Source organism: Streptomyces sp. NBC_01214 (assembly GCF_026340975.1).
Taxonomy (GTDB): domain Bacteria; phylum Actinomycetota; class Actinomycetes; order Streptomycetales; family Streptomycetaceae; genus Streptomyces.
Map to the genome: position 1 here is coordinate 3,734,623 of NZ_JAPEOS010000001.1, position 18,756 is coordinate 3,753,378.

General features: G+C 73.3%; 19 protein-coding genes and 1 pseudogene. 10 read left to right on the forward strand and 10 right to left on the reverse strand.

The features are described 5' to 3' along the window. Positions 1-164: 164 nt before the first annotated feature. A complete protein-coding gene (locus OG594_RS17480) occupies positions 165-1,151 on the reverse strand; it encodes a LacI family DNA-binding transcriptional regulator (protein ID WP_266602993.1) in 987 nt (328 codons plus the stop codon). Positions 1,152-1,340: 189 nt separating this feature from the next. On the opposite strand from OG594_RS17480, the gene OG594_RS17485 reads away from it, so the two are divergent. After that, positions 1,341-2,378, forward strand: coding sequence for an NUDIX hydrolase (locus tag OG594_RS17485; protein WP_266599862.1), 1,038 nt, complete (start codon positions 1,341-1,343; stop codon positions 2,376-2,378). A 157-nt stretch (positions 2,379-2,535) separates the two neighbouring features. Next, positions 2,536-2,956 (forward strand): annotated as a pseudogene (locus tag OG594_RS17490) (FAD-dependent monooxygenase); the annotation flags it as partial. 69 nt (positions 2,957-3,025) lie between these two features. Here OG594_RS17490 and OG594_RS17495 read toward each other — a convergent pair. Both OG594_RS17495 and OG594_RS17500 read right to left on the reverse strand, forming a co-directional pair. Continuing rightward, a complete protein-coding gene (locus OG594_RS17495; RefSeq protein WP_266599864.1) occupies positions 3,026-3,727 on the reverse strand; it encodes an MBL fold metallo-hydrolase in 702 nt (233 codons plus the stop codon). Positions 3,728-3,845: 118 nt separating this feature from the next. After that, positions 3,846-5,210, reverse strand: a complete 1,365-nt coding sequence (locus OG594_RS17500; RefSeq protein WP_266599866.1) for a dipeptidase — start codon at positions 5,208-5,210, stop codon at positions 3,846-3,848. Positions 5,211-5,575: 365 nt separating this feature from the next. Here OG594_RS17500 and OG594_RS17505 point away from each other — a divergent pair, with 365 nt between their 5' ends. Together OG594_RS17505 and OG594_RS17510 are read left to right on the forward strand one after the other, a co-directional pair. Further along, the gene (locus OG594_RS17505; protein ID WP_266602995.1) at positions 5,576-6,781 is read left to right on the forward strand and encodes a geranylgeranyl reductase family protein; all 1,206 of its coding nucleotides are present in this window, start codon (positions 5,576-5,578) and stop codon (positions 6,779-6,781) included. Between the two features lie 131 nt (positions 6,782-6,912). Next, complete coding sequence (locus OG594_RS17510) at positions 6,913-7,344, forward strand: hypothetical protein (protein ID WP_266599868.1); 432 nt, start codon at positions 6,913-6,915, stop codon at positions 7,342-7,344. Here the strand turns inward: OG594_RS17510 and OG594_RS17515 are convergent. Continuing rightward, positions 7,328-7,786 carry a nitroreductase/quinone reductase family protein gene (locus tag OG594_RS17515; protein WP_266599870.1) on the reverse strand — a complete coding sequence of 153 codons (459 nt, stop codon included), beginning with the start codon at positions 7,784-7,786 and terminating at the stop codon, positions 7,328-7,330. The two genes, OG594_RS17510 and OG594_RS17515, sit on opposite strands and share 17 nt — an antisense overlap. 157 nt (positions 7,787-7,943) lie before the next feature. On the opposite strand from OG594_RS17515, the gene OG594_RS17520 reads away from it, so the two are divergent. From OG594_RS17520 to OG594_RS17530, 3 genes are all read left to right on the forward strand, one after another. Next, on the forward strand, positions 7,944-8,642 hold the full coding sequence (locus tag OG594_RS17520; protein WP_266599872.1) for a TetR/AcrR family transcriptional regulator: 699 nt from the start codon (positions 7,944-7,946) through the stop codon (positions 8,640-8,642). A 204-nt stretch (positions 8,643-8,846) separates the two neighbouring features. Next, positions 8,847-9,791: a spherulation-specific family 4 protein gene (locus tag OG594_RS17525; RefSeq protein ID WP_266599874.1), complete on the forward strand. Its 945-nt coding sequence runs from the start codon at positions 8,847-8,849 to the stop codon at positions 9,789-9,791. 45 nt (positions 9,792-9,836) lie between these two features. Next, positions 9,837-11,168 carry an MFS transporter gene (locus OG594_RS17530; RefSeq protein WP_266599876.1) on the forward strand — a complete coding sequence of 444 codons (1,332 nt, stop codon included), beginning with the start codon at positions 9,837-9,839 and terminating at the stop codon, positions 11,166-11,168. A gap of 46 nt (positions 11,169-11,214) precedes the next feature. Here OG594_RS17530 and OG594_RS17535 read toward each other — a convergent pair whose 3' ends face one another. The 4 genes from OG594_RS17535 to OG594_RS17550 form a co-directional block, all read right to left on the reverse strand. Continuing rightward, entirely contained in the window at positions 11,215-11,895 is a 681-nt protein-coding gene (locus OG594_RS17535; protein ID WP_266599878.1) for a hypothetical protein, read from the reverse strand. A 135-nt stretch (positions 11,896-12,030) separates the two neighbouring features. Next, on the reverse strand, positions 12,031-12,765 hold the full coding sequence (locus tag OG594_RS17540) for an SDR family oxidoreductase (RefSeq protein WP_323185234.1): 735 nt from the start codon (positions 12,763-12,765) through the stop codon (positions 12,031-12,033). Between the two features lie 112 nt (positions 12,766-12,877). Further along, positions 12,878-13,129 carry a DUF6332 family protein gene (locus OG594_RS17545; RefSeq protein WP_266602999.1) on the reverse strand — a complete coding sequence of 84 codons (252 nt, stop codon included), beginning with the start codon at positions 13,127-13,129 and terminating at the stop codon, positions 12,878-12,880. Positions 13,130-13,180: 51 nt separating this feature from the next. Beyond that, positions 13,181-13,924 (reverse strand): maleylpyruvate isomerase family mycothiol-dependent enzyme, encoded by a 744-nt coding sequence (locus OG594_RS17550; protein WP_266599880.1) that lies wholly within the window; start codon positions 13,922-13,924, stop codon positions 13,181-13,183. Positions 13,925-13,963: 39 nt separating this feature from the next. Here OG594_RS17550 and OG594_RS17555 point away from each other — a divergent pair, with 39 nt between their 5' ends. After that, the gene (locus tag OG594_RS17555) at positions 13,964-14,623 is read left to right on the forward strand and encodes an alpha-ketoglutarate-dependent dioxygenase AlkB (RefSeq protein ID WP_266599882.1); all 660 of its coding nucleotides are present in this window, start codon (positions 13,964-13,966) and stop codon (positions 14,621-14,623) included. Between the two features lie 43 nt (positions 14,624-14,666). Further along, complete coding sequence (locus OG594_RS17560; RefSeq protein ID WP_266599884.1) at positions 14,667-15,935, forward strand: ROK family protein; 1,269 nt, start codon at positions 14,667-14,669, stop codon at positions 15,933-15,935. A 165-nt stretch (positions 15,936-16,100) separates the two neighbouring features. Here the strand turns inward: OG594_RS17560 and OG594_RS17565 are convergent, their stop codons facing one another. Next, positions 16,101-16,649 (reverse strand): ATP-binding protein, encoded by a 549-nt coding sequence (locus tag OG594_RS17565; protein ID WP_266599886.1) that lies wholly within the window; start codon positions 16,647-16,649, stop codon positions 16,101-16,103. 199 nt (positions 16,650-16,848) lie between these two features. Here OG594_RS17565 and OG594_RS17570 point away from each other — a divergent pair, with 199 nt between their 5' ends. Further along, a complete protein-coding gene (locus OG594_RS17570) occupies positions 16,849-18,003 on the forward strand; it encodes a PLP-dependent cysteine synthase family protein (protein WP_266599888.1) in 1,155 nt (384 codons plus the stop codon). Between the two features lie 88 nt (positions 18,004-18,091). Here OG594_RS17570 and OG594_RS17575 read toward each other — a convergent pair whose 3' ends face one another. After that, positions 18,092-18,580 carry an SRPBCC family protein gene (locus OG594_RS17575; RefSeq protein ID WP_266599890.1) on the reverse strand — a complete coding sequence of 163 codons (489 nt, stop codon included), beginning with the start codon at positions 18,578-18,580 and terminating at the stop codon, positions 18,092-18,094. Positions 18,581-18,756 lie beyond the last annotated feature (176 nt).

An 18,756-nucleotide genomic window follows, 5' to 3' on the forward strand; every position in this document is an offset into this window, starting at 1 on the left:
CTCGGCCCTTCGTCAGGCAGGGGCAGGGGCAGGGGCAGGGGCAGCGGCGGCGTCGCGGGCAGCTCGGGGCGCGGGTCGTCGGGTCCCACGCCGCGGTCCCTCGGTCCCGGGTGCGGGCGTACGCGCGCTCGCCGTCCGGGGGAGAACTCCACGGGAGCGACGGGTCAGTCGGCCGGCGGGAGTTCGCCCGAGCCCCGGGCGATCAGCCGGGTCGAGAGTTCGATGCGGCACGGGGTCAGGTCCGCGCCCGCGAGGCGTTGGAAGAGGCGGTCCGTGGCCACCCGGCCCAGGGCCGCCGGGTCCTGGGCGACCACCGTCACGCCCGGACGGAGCAGATCGGCCAGCTCGAAGTCGTCGAAGCCGACCAGCGCGACCGGCCGGCCGTGCCCCGCGAGGACCCGCACCACGGTCACCGTCACCCGGTTGTTGCCGGCGAAGACGGCGGTCACCGGGTCCGGGCCCGTGAGCATCGCCGCGGCCGCCGCCGCGACCCGTTCCGGGGCCGTGGACCCGAGCGAGACCCAGGACCGCGCCACCGGCAGGCCCGCGTCCGTCATCGCCGCGCGGTAGCCGCGCAGGCGCTCGGCCACCGTGTGGATACGGGGCTGGTCGCCGATGAAACCGATCCTGCGGTGGCCGCCCGCGATCAGGTGGGCCACCCCGTTCCGGGCGCCGCCGAAGCTGTCCGACAGCACCACGTCCGCGTCGATCCGCCCGGCCGGGCGGTCCACGAACACCGTTGACACGCCGGCCCGCATCTCCGGCTCCAGATAGCGGTGGTCGTCCCCGGCCGGGATCACGATCAGCCCGTCCACCCGGCGGGCGCACAGCGCGAGCGCCAACTCCCGCTCCCGGTCCGGGTCCTCGGCGCTGGAGCCGTTGATGAGCAGCGCCCCGTGCGCGCGGGCCACCTCCTCCACCGCCCGGTTCAGCGGGCCGTAGAAGGGATCGGCGAGATCCTCCAGGACCAGGCCCACGGTGGCGGTACGGCCCTTGCGCAACACACGGGCACTGTCGTTGCGGCGGAAGCCGAGGGCCTCGATGGCCTGCTGGACCCGTCGCTCGGTCTCGGGGGTCACCCCCGGCTCGCCGTTGACCACGCGCGACACCGTCTTCAAGCCGACGCCCGCCTGGGACGCCACGTCCTTCATGGTCGGCCGGTTGCCGTAGCGGAGCTCGGACGGGCGGCGGTTGTGGGGCACGGTGGCGAATCCTCCGGAGCTCACGGGCGGGGCTTTGACCTCGAGGATAAGCACTGGGCCGATCGTGAGGTTTTCGTGGCAGGCTGGGGCGGGCAAGCCACAGGGGGCTCCGGACGAGCCATGGGGAGAGGGGTAGACGTGATTGTCTGGATCAACGGCACGTTCAGCGCCGGAAAGACCAGCACGGCCCGCGAACTGACCGGAATCCTGCCGGACAGCACCCTGTTCGACCCGGAGTTCATCGGCGACGCGCTGCGCGTGCTGCTGCCGCCCAAACGACTGGCCGAGATCACCGACTATCAGGACCTTCCGAGCTGGCGGCGGTTGGTGGTGGACACGGCCGCGGCGATGCTCGCCGAACTGGGCGGGGTGCTCGTCGTACCCATGACGCTGCTGCGCCAGGAGTACCGGGACGAGATCTTCGGCGGGCTGGCGGCCCGTCGGATCCCGGTGCGGCACGTCTTGCTGGCTCCTGCGGAAACGATCCTTCGCGAGCGGATCGCGACCCGGCAGGAACTCGGGGAGCCCGCGGAGGTCGACCTCCGGGTCCGCCAGTGGGCGTACGACCACATCCCGGTCTACCAGCAGGCCCTCGGCTGGCTGACCGGTGACGCGCACGTCATCGACAACGGGGTGCTGACCCCGCGGGAGACGGCGGAGCGCATAGCCGAGGCCGTCCGTTCGGAGACGGCGAAGGTCTGCGACATCGTGCAGACCCCGGAGCCCACCCGGGAGACGGTGGCGGCCGGGGTGCTGCTCTTCGACGAGCAGGACCGGGTGCTGCTGGTGGATCCGACGTACAAGGCGGGCTGGGAGTTCCCGGGCGGAGTCGTCGAAGCGGGCGAGGCGCCCGCGGGCGCGGGCGTACGGGAGGTCGCGGAGGAACTGGGCGTCGTACTGGAACGGACGCCCGGGCTGCTGGTGGTCGACTGGGAGCCGCCCCAGCCGCCCGGCTACGGCGGGCTGCGCCTGCTCTTCGACGGCGGCCGCCTCTCGGACGAGGCGACGGCCCGGCTCCGGCTGCCCGGCCCGGAACTGCGGGCCTGGCGCTTCGTCACGGAGGCCGAGGCCGCCGGTATGCTCCCGCAGCACCGCTACGAACGCCTGCGCTGGGCCCTGCGCGCCCGCGAACGCGGCCGCCCCCTCTACCTGGAGGCGGGCGTTCCCACCGGCTGATCCGGCTGATCCGGCTGATCCGGCTGCCCCGTCTGCTCCGGCGGACGCAGGGCGGCGGCGACGAGGCAGGCCTTCGAGGGCCTCGCGCGGAACGTCGCCACCGCCCGCCAGCCGGTCGAAGACCAGCCCGTCGATGCAGGTCAGCAGGGTGTGGGTGCGGTTCCACGACCGGCGCGCCCCGGTCCCCGCCCTGCTGGACGCGACCCGGCCCGAGGACGTGCTCCACCACGACGTCGGAGAACTCCGCACGCCGCTCGCGTCGTACGCGGTCGGCCGGATCGCGCTGTTCGGCGACGCGGCGCACGCGATGACCCCGAACCTCGGGCAGGGCGCCTGCCAGGCGCTGGAGGACGCGGTCACCCTGGCTGCCGCGCTCACCACCGGACCCACCGTCGAGGCGGCGCTCGTCCGCTACGACGTCGAACGCCGGCCGCGCAGCCAGGCGGTGGCCAAGGCCGCACGACAGGCCGGCCGGATGGGCCATCAGCTCGCCCGTCCGCTGGCCGTCGCCCTGCGCACCACGGCCGTGCGGCTGACCCTCCCGGACCGCCGTGCGCACGATCCTCCGGCGCCACGCTGGGAACCGCCGGGGCTGGGCTGACCCCCGGGGCCCGCCGGGAGCGTGCGGGCGGCCCCGGAGGCGGACCTCAGCCAGCAGCGGCCGCCTCGTGCGCCGTCTTGGCGAGGGCCTCCGCCGTGTTCTCCGTCAGCGGGTCGCCATGGCCGAAGCAGGCGATCGACGGGGCGAGCGCGGCCAGGCGCTGGAAGGTGGCGATCGCCCGGGCGCGGTCCACGTTGAAGACGCCCAGCATCAGCGGGCCGACGGCGGCGATGCAGTCACCGGTGAACAGGACGCCGTGGCGCGGAAGGTGGATCCCGATGCTGCCGTCCGTGTGGCCGGGGGCGTGGACGACGTACGCCCCGTCCCCGAAGCCCAGCGCCTCCCCGTCCTCCACCTCGTGGTCGACCGCGGTGGGCGGTGCCTCGGGGACGGTCAGAGCGTGCGCGTACAGCGGTATCTCCCAGTCCAGCAGCACCGGTTCGGGCACCGGCCGCTCGCCCCGGATCACCGGCGCGTCCAGGCGGTGCGCCAGCACCCGCGCGCCCCAGCGGGCGGCGAGCTCACCCGCCGCCCCGACGTGGTCGCCATGGCAGTGCGTGAGGACGATCCGCTCCAGCCGCTCGGGCGCCAGCCCGAGAGACCGGATCGCCTGCTCGATCCGGTCGGCGGATCCGGCATGGCCCGTGTCGATCAGGGTGAGGGCTTCACCGTCCTGCCAGAGATAGGCCTGGCCGATGGGGAAGCGGAGCATGTGGAGCCGGTTCGGCAGTACTTCGACAAGATCCATACGGCGAACGTACGACCGTCCGCCCGCCGTGTGCGGCCGAATCCACCGGGAGCGTAATACGCCCAGGGCGCACTGCGCCCTGGGCGTACACGAGGCGGTCGGCCGGTACCGCAGGGGGTCAGGCGCGCTTGGACTCCGCGTAGTTGACGAGGAAGAGGGCCTCCGCCACCGACAGGCGCTCCAGCTCCTGCGGCGACACGCTCTCGTTGACCGCGTGGATCTGCGCCTCCGGCTCGCTCAGCCCGATCAGCAGCATCTCCGCCTCCGGGTACAGGGACGTCAGCGTGTTGCACAGCGGGATCGACCCGCCCATGCCGCTGATCTGCATCTCCTGGCCGGGGTAGGCGGCTTCCAGGGCCGCGCGCATCGACGCGTACGCCGGACTGTCGGTGTCCGCCCGGAACGGCTGGCCCTGGCCGACGACCTCCAGTTTGAGGCGCGCCTTCCACGGGACGTGCGCCTCCAGGTGCGCCTGCAGCAGCTTGACCGCCGCCGCGGTGTCCACGCCCGGCGGCACCCGCAGGCTGATCAGGGCGCCGGCGCTCGCGTGCACCGACGGCGTCGCGCCGATCACCGGCGGGCAGTCGATGCCGAGCACCGTGACGGCCGGGCGGGCCCACAGCCGGTCCGCGATCGTGCCCTCGCCGATGAGCTCGACCCCGTCCAGGACCTTCGCGTCGGCGCGGAAGTCCGCCTCCGGGTACTGCAGGCCGTCCCACACCTCGTCCGAAGCCAGGCCGTCCACGGTCGTCGAACCGTCCGCCGCGCGCAGCGAGTCGAGTACGCGGATCAGCGCGGCCAGCGCGTCGGGGGCGGCGCCGCCGAACATGCCCGAGTGCAGGTTGCCGCCCAGCGTGTCGATCTTCACCTTGACCAGGCACATGCCCCGCAGGGTGGCCGTCACCGTCGGCAGGCCGAGACGGAAGTTGCCCGCGTCGCCGATGACGATGGTGTCGGCGGTCAGCAGCTCCGGGTGCGCCTCGGCGTACTGCTGGAGGCCACCGGTGCCCTGCTCCTCCGAGCCCTCGACGATCACCTTCACGCTCACGGGCACGCCGCCGTTGGCCTTCAGCGCGCGCAGCGCCAGCAGGTGCATGATGAACCCGCCCTTGCAGTCGGCCGAGCCGCGCCCGTACCAGCGGCCGTCGCGCTCGGTCAGCTCGAAGGCGGGGGAGGTCCAGGCCGCGTCGTCGAGCGGCGGCTGGACGTCGTAGTGCGCGTAGAGCAGCACGGTCGGCGCGCCCTCGGGGCCGGGCAGGAAGCCGTAGACCGACTGGGTTCCGTCGGGGGTGTCGAGCAGCGCGACGTCCTGGAAGCCCTCGACGCGCAGGGCGTCGGCCACCCAGTTCGCGGCGGCCTCGCTCTCGCTCTTGGGGAACTGCGCCCAGTCCGCCACCGACTGGAAGGCCACCAGCTCGGTCAGCTCCTGCTTGGCGCGGGGCATCAGCGAGGCGATGGTCTCGGCGATCGGATTCTGGGACATGGGCACGCTCCTTTTGGGTGCGACGTTGTTCTCCGTAGTACGCCGCCCGCATCCGCGGGGTGTGCGTATGTCGGGTACGGCGAAAGGCAGTCTTGATCCTCGCACAGCGAGACGGGGCGGTGTCTCGCCGTAGGATTTCCCCGGCATCGGAGCAACCGGGTGATCAGGAGCAGCAACACATCGTGAGCAGCGACGACGACGTACGCGACGCAGGCGCAGGCGCAGGCATGGACGCAGACGCAGGCGCAGGCGCAGGCATGGACGCAGGCGCAGGCGCAGGCGCGGGTGCAGACGCAGGCGAGGGCACGGGCACGGGGCAGGACGCCCAGCGGGCGGGCGACGAGGCGGCCGGGGAGACCGCCGAGGTGTGGGACGTGGTCGTGGTCGGGGCGGGACCTGCCGGGTCCTCGGCCGCGTACGCCGCGGCGACGGCCGGGCGGCGCGTCCTGCTGCTGGAGAAGGCCGAGCTGCCCCGCTACAAGACCTGCGGCGGCGGCATCATCGGCCCCTCGCGCGACGCCCTGCCCCCGGGCTTCGTGCTGCCCCTCAAGGACCGCATCCACGCGGTCACCTTCTCGATGGACGGGAAGCTGACCCGCACCCGGCGCTCGAAGCACATGCTGTTCGGGCTCATCAACCGCCCGGAGTTCGACGCCGGCCTGGTCGCCGCGGCGGAGAAGGCCGGCGCCACCGTCCGTACGGGTACGGCCGTGGCCCGCGTCGAACAGCACGGGGCGGCCGTGCCGGACCGCCGCACCGTCGCCGTGGTGCTCGCCGACGGGGAGATCGTGCTGGCCCGCGCGGTGGTCGGTGCGGACGGCAGCGCGAGCCGGATCGGCGCGCACGTCGGGGTGGAGATGGACCAGGTGGACCTGGGCCTGGAGGCGGAGATCCCCGTCCCGGCGACGGTCGCGGAGGACTGGAAGGGGCGGGTGCTGATCGACTGGGGCCCGCTGCCAGGCAGTTACGGCTGGGTCTTCCCCAAGGGCGACACCCTGACCGTCGGGGTCATTTCGGCCAAGGGCGAGGGCGCCGCGACCAAGCGCTACTTGGACGACTTCATCGCCCGGCTCGGACTCGCCGGCTTCGAACCGGCCGTCTCCTCCGGGCACCTGACCCGCTGCCGCAAGCCCGAATCGCCGCTCTCGCGCGGCCGGGTGCTGGTGGCGGGCGACGCGGCCGGACTGTTGGAGCCGTGGACCCGGGAGGGCATCTCCTTCGCGCTGCGCTCCGGGCGGCTGGCGGGGGAGTGGGCGGTGAAGATCTCCGAGGCGCAGGACGCCGTGGACGCGCGCCGCCAGGCGCTCAACTACGCCTTCGCGGTGAAGGCCGGGCTGGGCGTGGAGATGGGGGTCGGCAAGCGGATGCTGAACCTCTTCGAGGTGCGGCCGCGGATGCTGCACGCGGCGATCACCGGCTTCGGTCCGGCGTGGCGGGCGTTCGCCCGGATCACGCGGGGCTCGACGACGCTGGCCGAGTTGGTGCGTACGTACCCGTTGGCCCGCAAGGCGCTGCACATGATGGACGCCCGGCAGGCGGCGGCAGCCGCACGCAGCGGCGGCAAGGGCTAGAGGGCGTCGGGCGCGGGGGCGACGGAGGCGCGGCCGGCGGTCCCGACCGGCGGGGCGGCTCGAACCTCCTCGGGGCGGACCGGCCGGAGGTCGTCCTCGCGGCGTTCCGGCGCGGCGAGCCGAAGGTCGGGGTGGCGGCGATCGGGCTCGCCCTCCACCACGCCGACCCCGGGGCCGTGCTCCCCGTGGTGGCGAGGGCGCTGGAGTCGGCGGACCGGACCGGACCGGACCGGGAGGTCCGCCGGCAGGGGGTCATCGCCCTGGCGCACGTCGCTCGGCTCCACCGCACGGTGGACCGGCGCTGTCTGCAACCGCTGCGCGGCCGCCCCCGCGGCAACGAGGCCGATGACGACCTGTGGTCCTTCGTGCCGCACCGGGGGCTGCCGCTCCGGCTGTGGCGGCACCACCTGTGGGAGCGGCTGGTGGAGCGGGTGCGCCGACCGTTCGACCGAGTGGCCGACCGGTACGGGCGGGGCGGTCGCCGTCCGGGCGGCGGCCCGCCACAGCGGCCGCCTTCCACAGCGGCGGCCGGATACGGGGCACGGGTCAGCGGGACACCGTGATCCGGAAGACCGGGTGGTCGCCGGCGGCCGCCTGCAGTTCGGCGTCGGAGGACTTGGCCGTGACGCCCTGGAAGAACCGGTTGACCTCCCAGCCCCACTTCTCCAGGTAGGCGCGCATGATGTCGGCCTTCTGCACCGGGTCGGTGATCTCGGTGACGGTGAACGCGCGCACCTTGCGCCCCACGCGCAGTTCGCCGCCGCCCGCCACCCGCATGTTGCGGACCCACTGGGAGTGGCCGCGGGCCGAGACCAGGTATTGGGCACCCTCGTAGGTGTGCGGGTTGACCGGGATCCGCTGCATCTCGCCGGACTTGCGGCCGCGCACCGACAGCTCGGCGGTTCCCGCCAGACTGATGCCGAAGCGGGCCAGCTTGCCGAAGAGCGAGTTGAAGCGGGTCTCGAACGAGGTGGCCTGGACGTAGTACGGGGTGGGCGCGTTCATCGTGACCTCCGGGGCCGCTTTCTCCAATGAGAGAGCACTGCTCTCGCTTGAGAGCAGTGTGCACGGATCGGTGTGCCAAAGCAAGAGCGGTGCTCTCGCATAGGAGCGGCGATCCGGTTTCTGGGCAGTGCTCCGTTCACGTGGCAGACTGACCCGCATGAACACCGTGCGAGGGGCCAGGGAGCGGGCCCGCATCGAGGTCACCGCCGCCATCAAGGACGAGGCGCGCCGCATGCTCGCGGCCGAGGGCGCCGCCAAGCTCTCCCTGCGCGCCGTCGCCCGCGAGCTGGGCATGGTCTCCTCCGCCCTCTACCGATACTTCCCCAGTCGGGACGAACTGCTCACCGCCCTCATCATCGACGCGTACGACAGCGTCGGCTCGGCCGCCGAGGTGGCCGACGCCCGCGCCCGTGCCGCCGGGGCCCCGGCCCGCGCCCGCTGGATCGCGGTCTGCGAGGCCGTCCGCTCCTGGGCGCTGGAGCACCCGCACGAGTACGCCCTCATCTACGGTTCCCCGGTCCCCGGCTACAGCGCCCCCGTCGACACCGTGGGCCCGGCCTCCCGCGTCGGCAACACCTTCATCGGCATCCTCCGCGCCGCGTACGAGGGCCCGGGCCTCGCCCTCCCGCCGCTGCCGCCCGCCCTGCGCTCCGAGGCCGACCGGATGACCGCCGACTTCGCCGAGGGCCTGCCCCCGGCGGTCACCGCCGCTCTGGTCGCCGCCTGGGCCCAGCTGGTCGGGCTGGTGTCCTTCGAACTGTTCGGCCAGTTCAACCGGGTCGTCGAGGACCGCGCCGCCTTCTTCGCGCACGCCGCCGACCAGTTGGCGCACGGGGTCGGGCTGCCGGCCGTGTGACGGGAGGGCGGAGGCGCGGACCGTTGTGGAGATCCAGGAGATGTCCCAGATCTGGGAGATCTGGGAGATCCAGGAGATTCACATGATGAGGGGATGGCTCGCTCCTCTGTTCCCCCTGCGAATGCGGACGGTTCAGCCTTGAACGACGGGCCGCCCGTCTAGTGTTCCTCGGGTCGCCCCCCGCCGCCGCCGGAGGAAACGTTCATGCCCCGCGCCGTGAAGGCCTTGTACGCCGCCCTGGTCGCTGCCCTATTGGCCGCGTCGGCGCCCGCCATCATCGCCGCGGCACGCGACGTGTCCGGGCCGGCCGCGCCGGTGCCCGACCCGCCCCCCACTCCCCGGACGCCGGGCGTGCGGGGCCTGGAAATCGGCGTCCCCGCGTACGTCTGGGCGAACGACCCCATGCTGACCGACCTCACCGCCACCGCTCCGGCCCCCTCGGTGGTCGTACTGAACCCGGGCAACGGCGACTCCCCGTTCGACGGTCCCTGGCGGGCCCGCGCCGACGCGCTGCGCGCCCGCACCACCTCCACCGGCGAGAAGACCCGGGTGCTCGGCTACGTCCACACCGATCACGGCAACCGCGACATCGCCGCGGCCAAGGCCTCCGTCGACAACTACCTCAAGACCCCCGACGGCCGTCTCCACGTCGACGGCATCTTCTTCGACGTCGTCAGCCGTGACTGCGGCCCCGCCAACTCCACCCGCGACTACTATGCCGAGCTGCGCCGCTACGTCCAGGAGGTGATGGACGCGGCCGACCCGGCCGCGCCCGACCTCGTCGTCAACAACCCCGGCACCGCCATAGCCGACTGCTACCTGGAGCCGGGTCACCGCACCGCGGACGTCTTCGTCACGTTCGAGGACACATACGCCGCGTACACCGGCGCCGGCTGGCTCGGCGGCAACGTCTTCGACCGCCTCTCCGGCTACCGTTCCGGCACCGAACTGGACCCGAGCGGGACGGCGTTCTGGCACCTGGTCCACGACGTCCCCGACCCCGAGGCGATGCGCGCCACCTTGCGCACGGCCTTCGCCCGCGGCGCGGGCTACGCGTACGCGACCAGCACGGTCATGCCCAACCCTTGGAACGCGGGCCCGACATGGAAGTACCGCACCCAGACCACGTACGCGGCCACCCTCGGCTGAGGGCGCACGGACGGTGAGCCCGCGGGCTTCGTGGTGGTGGTGGGCGTGACCGGCACCCGCCCGCTGCGCAGCAGTCAGGCGTTTCGCGACCTGTGGATCGGTACCTCGGTTTCTCAACTCGGCCAGCAGATGGCCAATGTGGCGGTGTTGGCCCAGGTCTGGGACTTGACCCGCAGCCCCGTGGGTACCGGAGCCATCGGGCTCGCGACCGGCCTGCCGATGGTGCTGTTCGGGCTGCTCGGCGGCACGTTGGCCGATGCCGTTGACCGCCGTGCGGTGCTGCGGGCCACCACCGCGGGCCAGGTGCTGGCCGCCGCAGGGCTGTGTGCCCAGGCCCTGGCGAACAACAACAGCGTGCTCCTGTTGCTCGCCCTGGTCGCCGTGGGGACCGGTTGCAGCGGGCTCGGCGCTCCTGCCCGGCGCACCCTCCCGGTCCGGCTGTTGCCGGCCGACCAGGTCGCGGCCGGTCTTGCGCTGACCAACATCTCCTTCCAGGCGGCGATGCTGGCCGGGCCCGCGATGGCCGGGCTGATCATCGCCCGCTGGGATGTCCCTGCCGCATACGCGATCCAGGCGACGGCCACGGCGTTCTCGATGCTCGCGGTGATCCGCCTGCCTGCCATGCGGCCCGAAGGCACCGGCGCGGCAGGCGGCAGACGCCGACCGGAGCGCGGCGGTTGGCGGATCGTCCTGCGCCGCCCGACGCTGTGGGGCGCGATGGCCACCGACCTGTCCACCACGCTGCTCGCCATGCCCATCGCGCTCTTCCCCTTGGTCAACGAGATCCGTTTCGGGGGGAACCCGCGGACCCTCGGCTTGTTCCTCTCGGCCGTCGCGGTCGGGGGAATCACGGCCGGTCTGCCCTCCGGCACGGTGACGCGCTGGCGCCGCGGCGGCCTCGTACAGCTGTCCGCAGCTTGCATCTGGGGCCTGGCGCTGGCCTGTTTCGGGCTGGCGGAGCCGTTGTGGCTGGCGCTCGGCTGCCTGGCCGTGGCGGGCGCTGCCGACACCGTGTCCGTCGTCACCCGCAGCGCCCTGGTCCAACAGGAGACCCCGGACGCGTACCGGGGGCGGGTCTCCTCGGTCGAACACGTCATCGGTGTCGCCGGCCCCGAGCTCGGCAACTTCCGAGGTGGTCTGGTGGCGTCCGCCACCTCCGCCCCCTTCTCCCTGGTCCTCGGCGGACTGTCCGCCGTCTTGGCGATCGCCGCCGTGGCCGTGACCAACGCACCCCTTCGCGCCTACCGCACGCCCTCCGCCGCCGCGCAGCCGACCGCTCCCGGAGCCGTCGAAGCACCGGCGGCCGCCGGTCAGGTTGCCTCGGATGCCCGCCGAGAGGGCGGGGCCTTCCTCGCGGCGGACAAGAGGTCCGCGTGACCGGGCCGGGCGCCGCGCACGGGACCCCCCGGGACCGGTGCAGGAGTCAGACCGACCGTCCGGCGGGCTGCGGATAGCCGATTTCGGAGACGTCCCGGGCCAGATCCGCCAGGGCGACCGCTGCGTTCAGCGACGATACGAGCTCCTGGTCCAACGGGCGCAACGCGTACACGTCGCTCACCGCACCCAGGTCCACGGGGACCTCGTAGTAGTCCTCGGCGAAGCGCTGGAACGCTTCCGGCGAACGGTCCACCAGGAGCGTGAACAGTGCTGTCGTCCCATCAGGATCGGTACGGCCCGCGGGAAACTCGATCGCCCCGTGCCGCCACTGATCGTCGGCCGCACCCCGCCACAAGCAGGCTGTGATGACGGGGACGCCGTCCTCGTCGGTGAACGCAGGCTCTTCCACGAAGCGCCGAAAGGCCTCGGGGACGTCGTCGATCACTCCCGGCCACGGCGCACCACCGTTGCCGTACGGGTTCATCGCCGATTCATGGCCGAAGCCGCGGACGTAGCCGCCGGCCGCCGAAAACACGATGGAGTACGCGTCTCCCGATCCGTCGCGCATCGAGGCCATCTCCTCGCCGACGGCCCAACCCGCGTCGAAGGAGTAGTACCGGCTTTCCCAGTCCGGACTCAAGATCGCATCGAGCATCGCAAGTGAGCGGCACAGGTCCCGCAGATCGGTGATGGCGGGAAGCCGGCGGGCTACGTCGTAGACGGTCATCCGCTCATCGAAGCGGATGCCTCTGACATCCGGACGCCTCCGGCTGCCGCCCCCTGACGCGGGGCGTCTCCGGTGCCCGCGTCAGCCGTGGGTGCGGCGTGCCGGCGGCGGTGGAACGCCCAGGCCGCCGCTCGCTCAGCCCAGGCCGCCGTCGCTCCGGAGCAGCTGGCCGTTGATCCAACCCCCCTCGGCGGAGCAGAGGAACGTGACCAGGTTCGCGCAGTCCTGCGGCACACCGAGGCGTCCCAGGGGAGTGGAACGGATCAGGTCCGCCTTCTGCCCCTCGGTCATCCACCCGGTGTCGGTCGGTCCGGGATCGACGGCGTTGCAGGTCACTCCCAGATGGGCGAGCTCGTGGGCGGCGGCGGTCGTGATCCGGTCCATCGCACCCTTGCTCGCCCCGTACGGCAGGTTGCCGGCGGTGTGGTCGCTGGTCAGGCTGACGATCCGGCCGCTGCCGTGCGGCCCGCGGAACCGCAGCCCGTACTCCCGGACCAGCAGCCAGGTGGCCCGCGCGTTGACCGCGAAGTGCAGGTCGAAGCCGTCCACCGTGGTGTCCAACAGACCCGAATCGACCGACTCGCCATGGCAGAGCACCAGCGCGGTGACGTTCCCCAGCGCACCCTCGACGCCGTCGAAGAGCTGCGCCGGCACGGCCGGGTCGCTGAGGTCCGCCTCGACCGCGTGGGCCTTCGCCCCCGAGGACGTCACCTTCGACCGCAGCGCTTCGGGCGCACCCGACTCCCTGCCCCACTGCATCCGCGCGTCGTACGGAGACCAGTAGGTGAAGGCCACGTCCCACCCGGCCCGAGCCAGGTCCAGCACGACGGACGACGCGATCCCCGCCGACCGTCCCGCCCCCGTGACCAAGGCGATCGGACGCCCCGCCCCGCCCCGCCCGCGTCCCGCCGACTCCCCGCGCCCGCCCCACCGGTCATGTCGTCCCTCCTCGCGGGCGGCGATCAGTCGCGCCGTGCCCCGGTCAGCGCCCGTCGTTCTCCGGACGGCGGGCGAATCCGAGCAGCACGTGCGTGACCCGGAGCAGGAACACCACCGCCGCCAGGATGCCGCCCGCCACGGCCAGGATCCGGCGCGTCGACGGGGAGGGGGAGAACACCAGCACGGACCCGTACACCGCGCCGAAGGCGAGGGCGGCCGCGAAGCAGGCGCTGACCAAGGCGTAGCCGATCTCGATGGTGATCGCGTCCCGGTCCGCCTGCGTACGTCGCTCCATGCGTGCAGTTTCACAGCGTGCACGGCCCGTCACAAGCCCCCCGCCCGCCCTTCAGATTCCGGCCGTCTCCGTCCACAGCCGGGCCAGTGCCGGGTCGCCCGTCACCCCCGGACCCGCCACCGGGGTCCGGTTCCAGAGCGCCGCGTACAGCCATGCCGCCTCGCCGGTCAGTTCGCAGTCGGCCACCTCGCCCGTATCGCCCCGCACCGTACGGGCCGGCGCCGCCGACAGGTGCACGGTCCACACCGCGCCCGTGTCGGCGGCCCGCACCCGCACCACCTTGGGCTCGGCGGTCCGCACCCGGCTGCGCGGCCGGGCGTGGAAGCCGGTCAGCAGCTCGTCCACCCCGTCCTCCGCGAACTGCGGCTCCACCGCGGAGAACAGCACGCCGAGCGCGGCCTCCGCATCCATCCGGTGCACGGCGGTCTCGTGCGCCTGCCGCCGGGCCCAGAACGCCACCGGCGAGGGCGGGGCGGTGGGCAGGAAGGTCCAGCACTGCACGTCGGCCGGCGCCTCGTGCAGGGTCCGCACCAGGTCCGCGTGGCCCTCCCGGAACCACGCCAGCAGCTCGCCGCCGACCAGCTCCGGCGCGTCCGGGAAGCCCACCGGCTCCAGCCGCCGCTCCGCGACGTACGCGGTGGCCCAGCGGTGCACCGAGCCGGTGTGCCGCAGCAGGTCGGTGACCCGCCACCCCGGGCAGGTGGGGACCGCGGAGTCCGTACCGGCGCGTTCGGCCACCTCGGCGAGCAGCTCGCCTTCGCGGGCGAGGGTCTTCACATGTTCGGTGATCTCCATACCGTGAGTCCTATCAGCCCGCCCGTGACAATGGAGAGCATGGACGGGGAACTCTTTCCGCGCGAGCGGACCGTGATCGCTCCCGGTGCCGTTCACGTGCCGGACTGGCTCGGGGCGGGGCGCCAGCGCGAGTTGCTGGCGGCCTGCCGCGCGTGGGCCCGGCCGCCCGCAGGCCTGCGCACCGTACGCACCCCGGGCGGTGGGGTGATGACCGCCCGCCAGGTGTGCCTCGGCCTGCACTGGTACCCGTACGGGTACGCGCGCACCGTGGTCGACGGCGACGGGGCACCGGTCAAACCGATGCCGCCGTGGCTCGCCGAGCTGGGGCGGGAGGCGGTGACCGCCGCGTACGGGGACCCGCCGCCGTCCGGGACCGGGGCGGCCTACGACATCGCGCTGATCAACTTCTACGCCGGCGACTCCCGCATGGGCATGCACCGCGACGCCGAGGAGAGGTCACCGGCGCCGGTGGTCTCGCTCAGCCTCGGCGACACCTGCGTCTTCCGCTTCGGGAACACCGCCTCGCGCGGGCGCCCGTACCGGGACGTCGAGCTGTGCAGCGGGGACCTCTTCGTCTTCGGTGCGGAGAGCCGGCTGGCCTATCACGGGGTGCCGAAGGTCCTGCCGGACACGGGCCCGCGGGAGCTCGAGCTGACCGGGCGGCTGAACATCACACTCCGGGTCGGCGGGCTCGGCTGAGCGGCGGCACCCGGGACCCTCCGATCATGCGAGGATCGATGCCATGAACGGCAACGGGGCCCCGCCGCGGGTGGGGGATGTGACCGCGCCATCCGCTTCCGGTACGGCTGCGCGGACCAGGCTGGAACGGGGGCGCGGCGCGCTCGGGCCGGCGCTGGAGCTCGTCCACACCGGCCGTGCCCCGACCCGCGCCGTGCTGACGGCCGAGCTCGGGGTGACCCGCGCCACCGCCGGAGCGGTCGCCGCCGAGCTGGAGGCCCTCGGGCTGATCCGCGTCGACTCCCGCCCGGGCGGAGCCGGAGGGACCGGCGGATCCCAGGGCCGCCCCTCGCACCGGCTCTCGGTGGCCGAGGATGGCCCGGTGGCGCTGGCCGCCCAGGTGCACTCGGACGGCTTCCGCGCCGCTCTGGTCGGCCTCGGCGGCCGCATCGTGGCCACCGCTCCCGGCAAGGTCATCGTCTCCGCCGATCCGGCGCAGGTGCTGGGCGCGGTCGTGGAGGCGGGTGCGGAGCTGCTCGTGCAGAGCGGCCGCCGCTGCGTCGGGGCGGGGCTCGCGGTCCCCTCGGCGGTCGCGGAGCCGGACGGTACGGCGCTGAACCCGCTGCACCTGGCCTGGCCGGCCGGTTCTCCCGTACGGGCCATCTTCGCGGAGTGCGTGAAGGCGGCCGGGATCGACGGTCCGGCCCTGACGGGCAACGACGTCAACCTCGCGGCCCTGGCCGAGCACCGGCACGGCGCGGGGCGCAGCGCCCAGCACCTGCTGTGCGTGGCCACCGGGCACCGCGGGGTCGGCGGGGCGCTGGTGCTGGACGGTCGCCTGCACAGCGGGAGTTCGGGGCTGGCACTGGAGGTCGGCCACCTCACCGTGAACCCCGAGGGACGGGCCTGCCACTGCGGCAGCCGCGGCTGCCTGGACGTGGAGGCGGACCCGTTGGCCTTCCTCACCGCAGCGGGCCGCAGCCCCGGCCCCGAGGTGTCGTTGCTCCAGCAGGCCCGCGACCTGCTGCGCGACGAGCCCGCGGAACCGGCGGTACGGGCAGCCACGGAGGAGCTGATCGACCGGCTCGGGCTCGGCCTCGCGGGCCTGGTGAACATCCTCAACCCGGACCGGATCATCCTGGGCGGGCTGCACCGGGAGCTGCTGTACGCCGACCCGGAGCGGCTGCGCGCGGTGGTCGCGGACCGCAGCCTGTGGGGACGCAGCGGCGGGGTGCCGATCCTGCCGTGCACCCTGGACCACAACAGCCTGGTCGGCGCGGCGGAGCTGGCGTGGCAGCCGGTGCTCGACGATCCGCTGGGCGCCCTGGTCTGAAGGCCGTCTGCGAGGTCCGCGACCGGCCCGGGCGGTCGTGCCCGGGCCGTCGTGCTGGATCGTCGCGCCCGGGCCGTTCCCGGGGATCGGGCCGTCACCGCAGGTCGGGCCGTCCTCGCCGGTCGGGCCGGGCCCCGGACCGGGCCGGGCCCCGGACCGGGCCGGTCACCCGGGGCGGGCGCCGACCGGGGACGCCACCGGCAGGCCCGTCGCGACGGGCCCCGGATCGACGGCCAGGAGCACCGCACGCGCTGGTTCTCGTACGGGCACGGCCTTGATGGGGACCGGCCGTACCGGCGCCGCCCGGGGCGGGGCCGCCGTGAGCGAGAACCACACCGCCTTTCCGGGGCCGTCGGGCCGCTCGCGCGCCCCCCAGGCCTCGCTGAGCGCCTCCACCAGGGCGAGCCCGCGTCCGCAGGTCTCCAAGGCCTCCGCCCGCGTCCCGTGGACGACGGGCAGCCGCGGATCGCTGTCGATGACCGAGACCGTCAGGCGCCCGAGCCGGAGTTCGATCTCCACGGTGCAGGTCTTGTCCGGCTGCGCATGGCGGTGGACGTTGCTGAGCAGTTCCGTCACGCCGAGCGCAGCCCGGTCTATGAGCGGGTCGAGCTCCCAGTGGCGCAGTTGTGCAGAAACGATTCTGCGGATTTGGCCGATCCGCGACGGCAAGGCCTGCAGTTCGACGACGCAGTGCCTGCGGGAATGACTGATCACGGCTGCGACTCCCCGACATGAGTGTTACGGGTGCTGCACCCTCGGTAATGCTCCACCAGGGTCACCCACCGTGCCGCGCAGTGCAACCGAACGCGATCGAAAGGGATTCGCATGGATCCCCAAAGCGAACGTTTGTGCAGGTGGGAGGGGTACATTGCGAAGAAGGGGGGCGAAGTTCACCCACGAAGGAGCGCGGCACATGAGCACCACCGGCACCACCAGAACCACCGGTACCACCGGTACGACTGCCACGACCGTCGACGTCGATCGCAGCGACGCGGACTACCGGGCCTGGCTGAAGGAAGCCGTCCGCAAGGTCCAGGCCGACGCCAACCGCTCCGCCGACACCCACCTGCTGCGCTTCCCGCTCCCCGAGGCGTGGGGCATCGACCTCTACCTCAAGGACGAGTCCACGCACCCGACGGGCTCCCTCAAGCACCGCCTCGCGCGCTCGCTGTTCCTGTACGCGCTCTGCAACGGCTGGATCCGCCCCGGCCGTCCGGTCATCGAGGCCTCGTCCGGCTCCACCGCCGTCTCCGAGGCGTACTTCGCCAAGCTGATCGGCGTCCCCTTCATCGCCGTCATGCCGCGCACGACCAGCCCGGAGAAGTGCCGCCTCATCGAATTCCACGGCGGCGCGTGCCACTTCGTGGACGACCCGATGAAGATGTACGAGGAGTCGGCCGAGCTCGCCGCCCGAACGGGCGGGCACTACATGGACCAGTTCACGTACGCGGAGCGGGCCACCGACTGGCGCGGCAACAACAACATCGCCGAATCGATGTACCAGCAGCTGCGCCTGGAGCGGTACCCCGAGCCCGCCTGGATCGTGGCGACCGCCGGCACCGGCGGCACCTCGGCGACCATCGCGCGCTACGTGCACTACATGCAGCACGACACCCGCGTCTGCGTGCCCGACCCGGAGAACTCCTGTTTCTTCGACGGCTGGACCAACAACGACCCGGACGCGAGCAGCGATTGCGGCTCGCGCATCGAGGGCATCGGCCGGCCGCGGATGGAGCCCAGCTTCGTGCCCGGGGCCATCGACCGGATGATGAAGGTCCCGGACGCGGCGAGCGTCGCCGCCTGTCGCGCGCTGGAGACGGCGATAGGGCGCAAGGCGGGCGGCTCGACCGGCACCGGCGTGTGGAGCGCCCTGAAGATCATCTCGGAGATGGTGGCGGAGGGCCGCACGGGCAGCGTCGTCACCCTGCTGTGCGACCCGGGCGACCGCTACCTGGACAAGTACTACTCCGACGAGTGGCTGGCGGCGCAGGGGCTCGACATCGCCCCGTACGCGAAGACCATCGACACGCTGCTGACGACCGGGGTCTGGCGCGAACCGGCCGCCTGACGCCCCGTCGGGCCGCCCCGGGCACGGGGCGGGGGCTACGGACGACCGGCCGAGGTGCACCGCGGGGCCGGCGCGAGGGCGGTCCCGGCTACTGACCCGCGCCGCGCCGGGCGGTGAGGCGCCGGTCGAGAGCTCGGACCGCCGTGCGGAAGGAGTGGCCCAGGCCCGGGCGGGCGACGGCCAGGCCGAAGCGGAAGGGGGCCGGCCCGTCCGCCGCGAAGGTCCAGCGGACGTGCGTGCCGGTACCGGCCGGGGTCAGCCGCCACTCCTCCAACAGGGCCCGCACCCCGGGGGCGTTGGTGGTGTCGACCCGGTACGCGTACCGCCGTTCCGGATCCGCGGCCATGATGGTCTCCTGGAAGCGCACCCCGCCCCTCAGCTTGATCTCGCGGCCCGCGCCCCCGTGCGTGGGGCGGGCCAGGGTGACCGCCCCGAACCAGTCGGCCCAGCCCTCCACTTCCTCGGCGAGCGCCCGGTACACGGCCTCGGGCGGCGCCACGGTGTCGGTGGCGAAGACCAGCCGGACCGGCGCGTCCTCGATGAAGTCGAGCCCCACCGGTCGGAGTCGGCGAGCCATGGGCGGTACCCCCTGGGATGAGGTTCTGGACGGGCGTGCGCGCCACCATAGCCCCGTAGCCGTGAGAAGTCCGTAGCGATCACGACCGATCCTGAGCGATCGCGTCCGCCCCCGCCCGCCGCTGACCGACCCCGTCCGATCCGTGCCGATCCCCGCGCGGGACCTGGGCAGCGGCT

What these genes read in the sequence shown, in the direction of transcription:
- OG594_RS17555 (WP_266599882.1), top strand. Translation starts at nt 13,964, where the DNA reads ATGGACGGGGAACTCTTTCCGCGCGAGCGGACCGTGATCGCTCCCGGT.
- OG594_RS17570 (WP_266599888.1), top strand. Translation starts at nt 16,849, where the DNA reads ATGAGCACCACCGGCACCACCAGAACCACCGGTACCACCGGTACGACT.
- OG594_RS17550 (WP_266599880.1), bottom strand. Translation starts at nt 13,924, where the DNA reads ATGGAGATCACCGAACATGTGAAGACCCTCGCCCGCGAAGGCGAGCTG.
- OG594_RS17500 (WP_266599866.1), bottom strand. Translation starts at nt 5,210, where the DNA reads ATGTCCCAGAATCCGATCGCCGAGACCATCGCCTCGCTGATGCCCCGC.
- OG594_RS17515 (WP_266599870.1), bottom strand. Translation starts at nt 7,786, where the DNA reads ATGAACGCGCCCACCCCGTACTACGTCCAGGCCACCTCGTTCGAGACC.
- OG594_RS17545 (WP_266602999.1), bottom strand. Translation starts at nt 13,129, where the DNA reads ATGGAGCGACGTACGCAGGCGGACCGGGACGCGATCACCATCGAGATC.
- OG594_RS17575 (WP_266599890.1), bottom strand. Translation starts at nt 18,580, where the DNA reads ATGGCTCGCCGACTCCGACCGGTGGGGCTCGACTTCATCGAGGACGCG.
- OG594_RS17480 (WP_266602993.1), bottom strand. Translation starts at nt 1,151, where the DNA reads ATGAAGGACGTGGCGTCCCAGGCGGGCGTCGGCTTGAAGACGGTGTCG.
- OG594_RS17560 (WP_266599884.1), top strand. Translation starts at nt 14,667, where the DNA reads ATGAACGGCAACGGGGCCCCGCCGCGGGTGGGGGATGTGACCGCGCCA.
- OG594_RS17495 (WP_266599864.1), bottom strand. Translation starts at nt 3,727, where the DNA reads ATGGATCTTGTCGAAGTACTGCCGAACCGGCTCCACATGCTCCGCTTC.
- OG594_RS17525 (WP_266599874.1), top strand. Translation starts at nt 8,847, where the DNA reads ATGCCCCGCGCCGTGAAGGCCTTGTACGCCGCCCTGGTCGCTGCCCTA.
- OG594_RS17520 (WP_266599872.1), top strand. Translation starts at nt 7,944, where the DNA reads ATGAACACCGTGCGAGGGGCCAGGGAGCGGGCCCGCATCGAGGTCACC.
- OG594_RS17535 (WP_266599878.1), bottom strand. Translation starts at nt 11,895, where the DNA reads ATGACCGTCTACGACGTAGCCCGCCGGCTTCCCGCCATCACCGATCTG.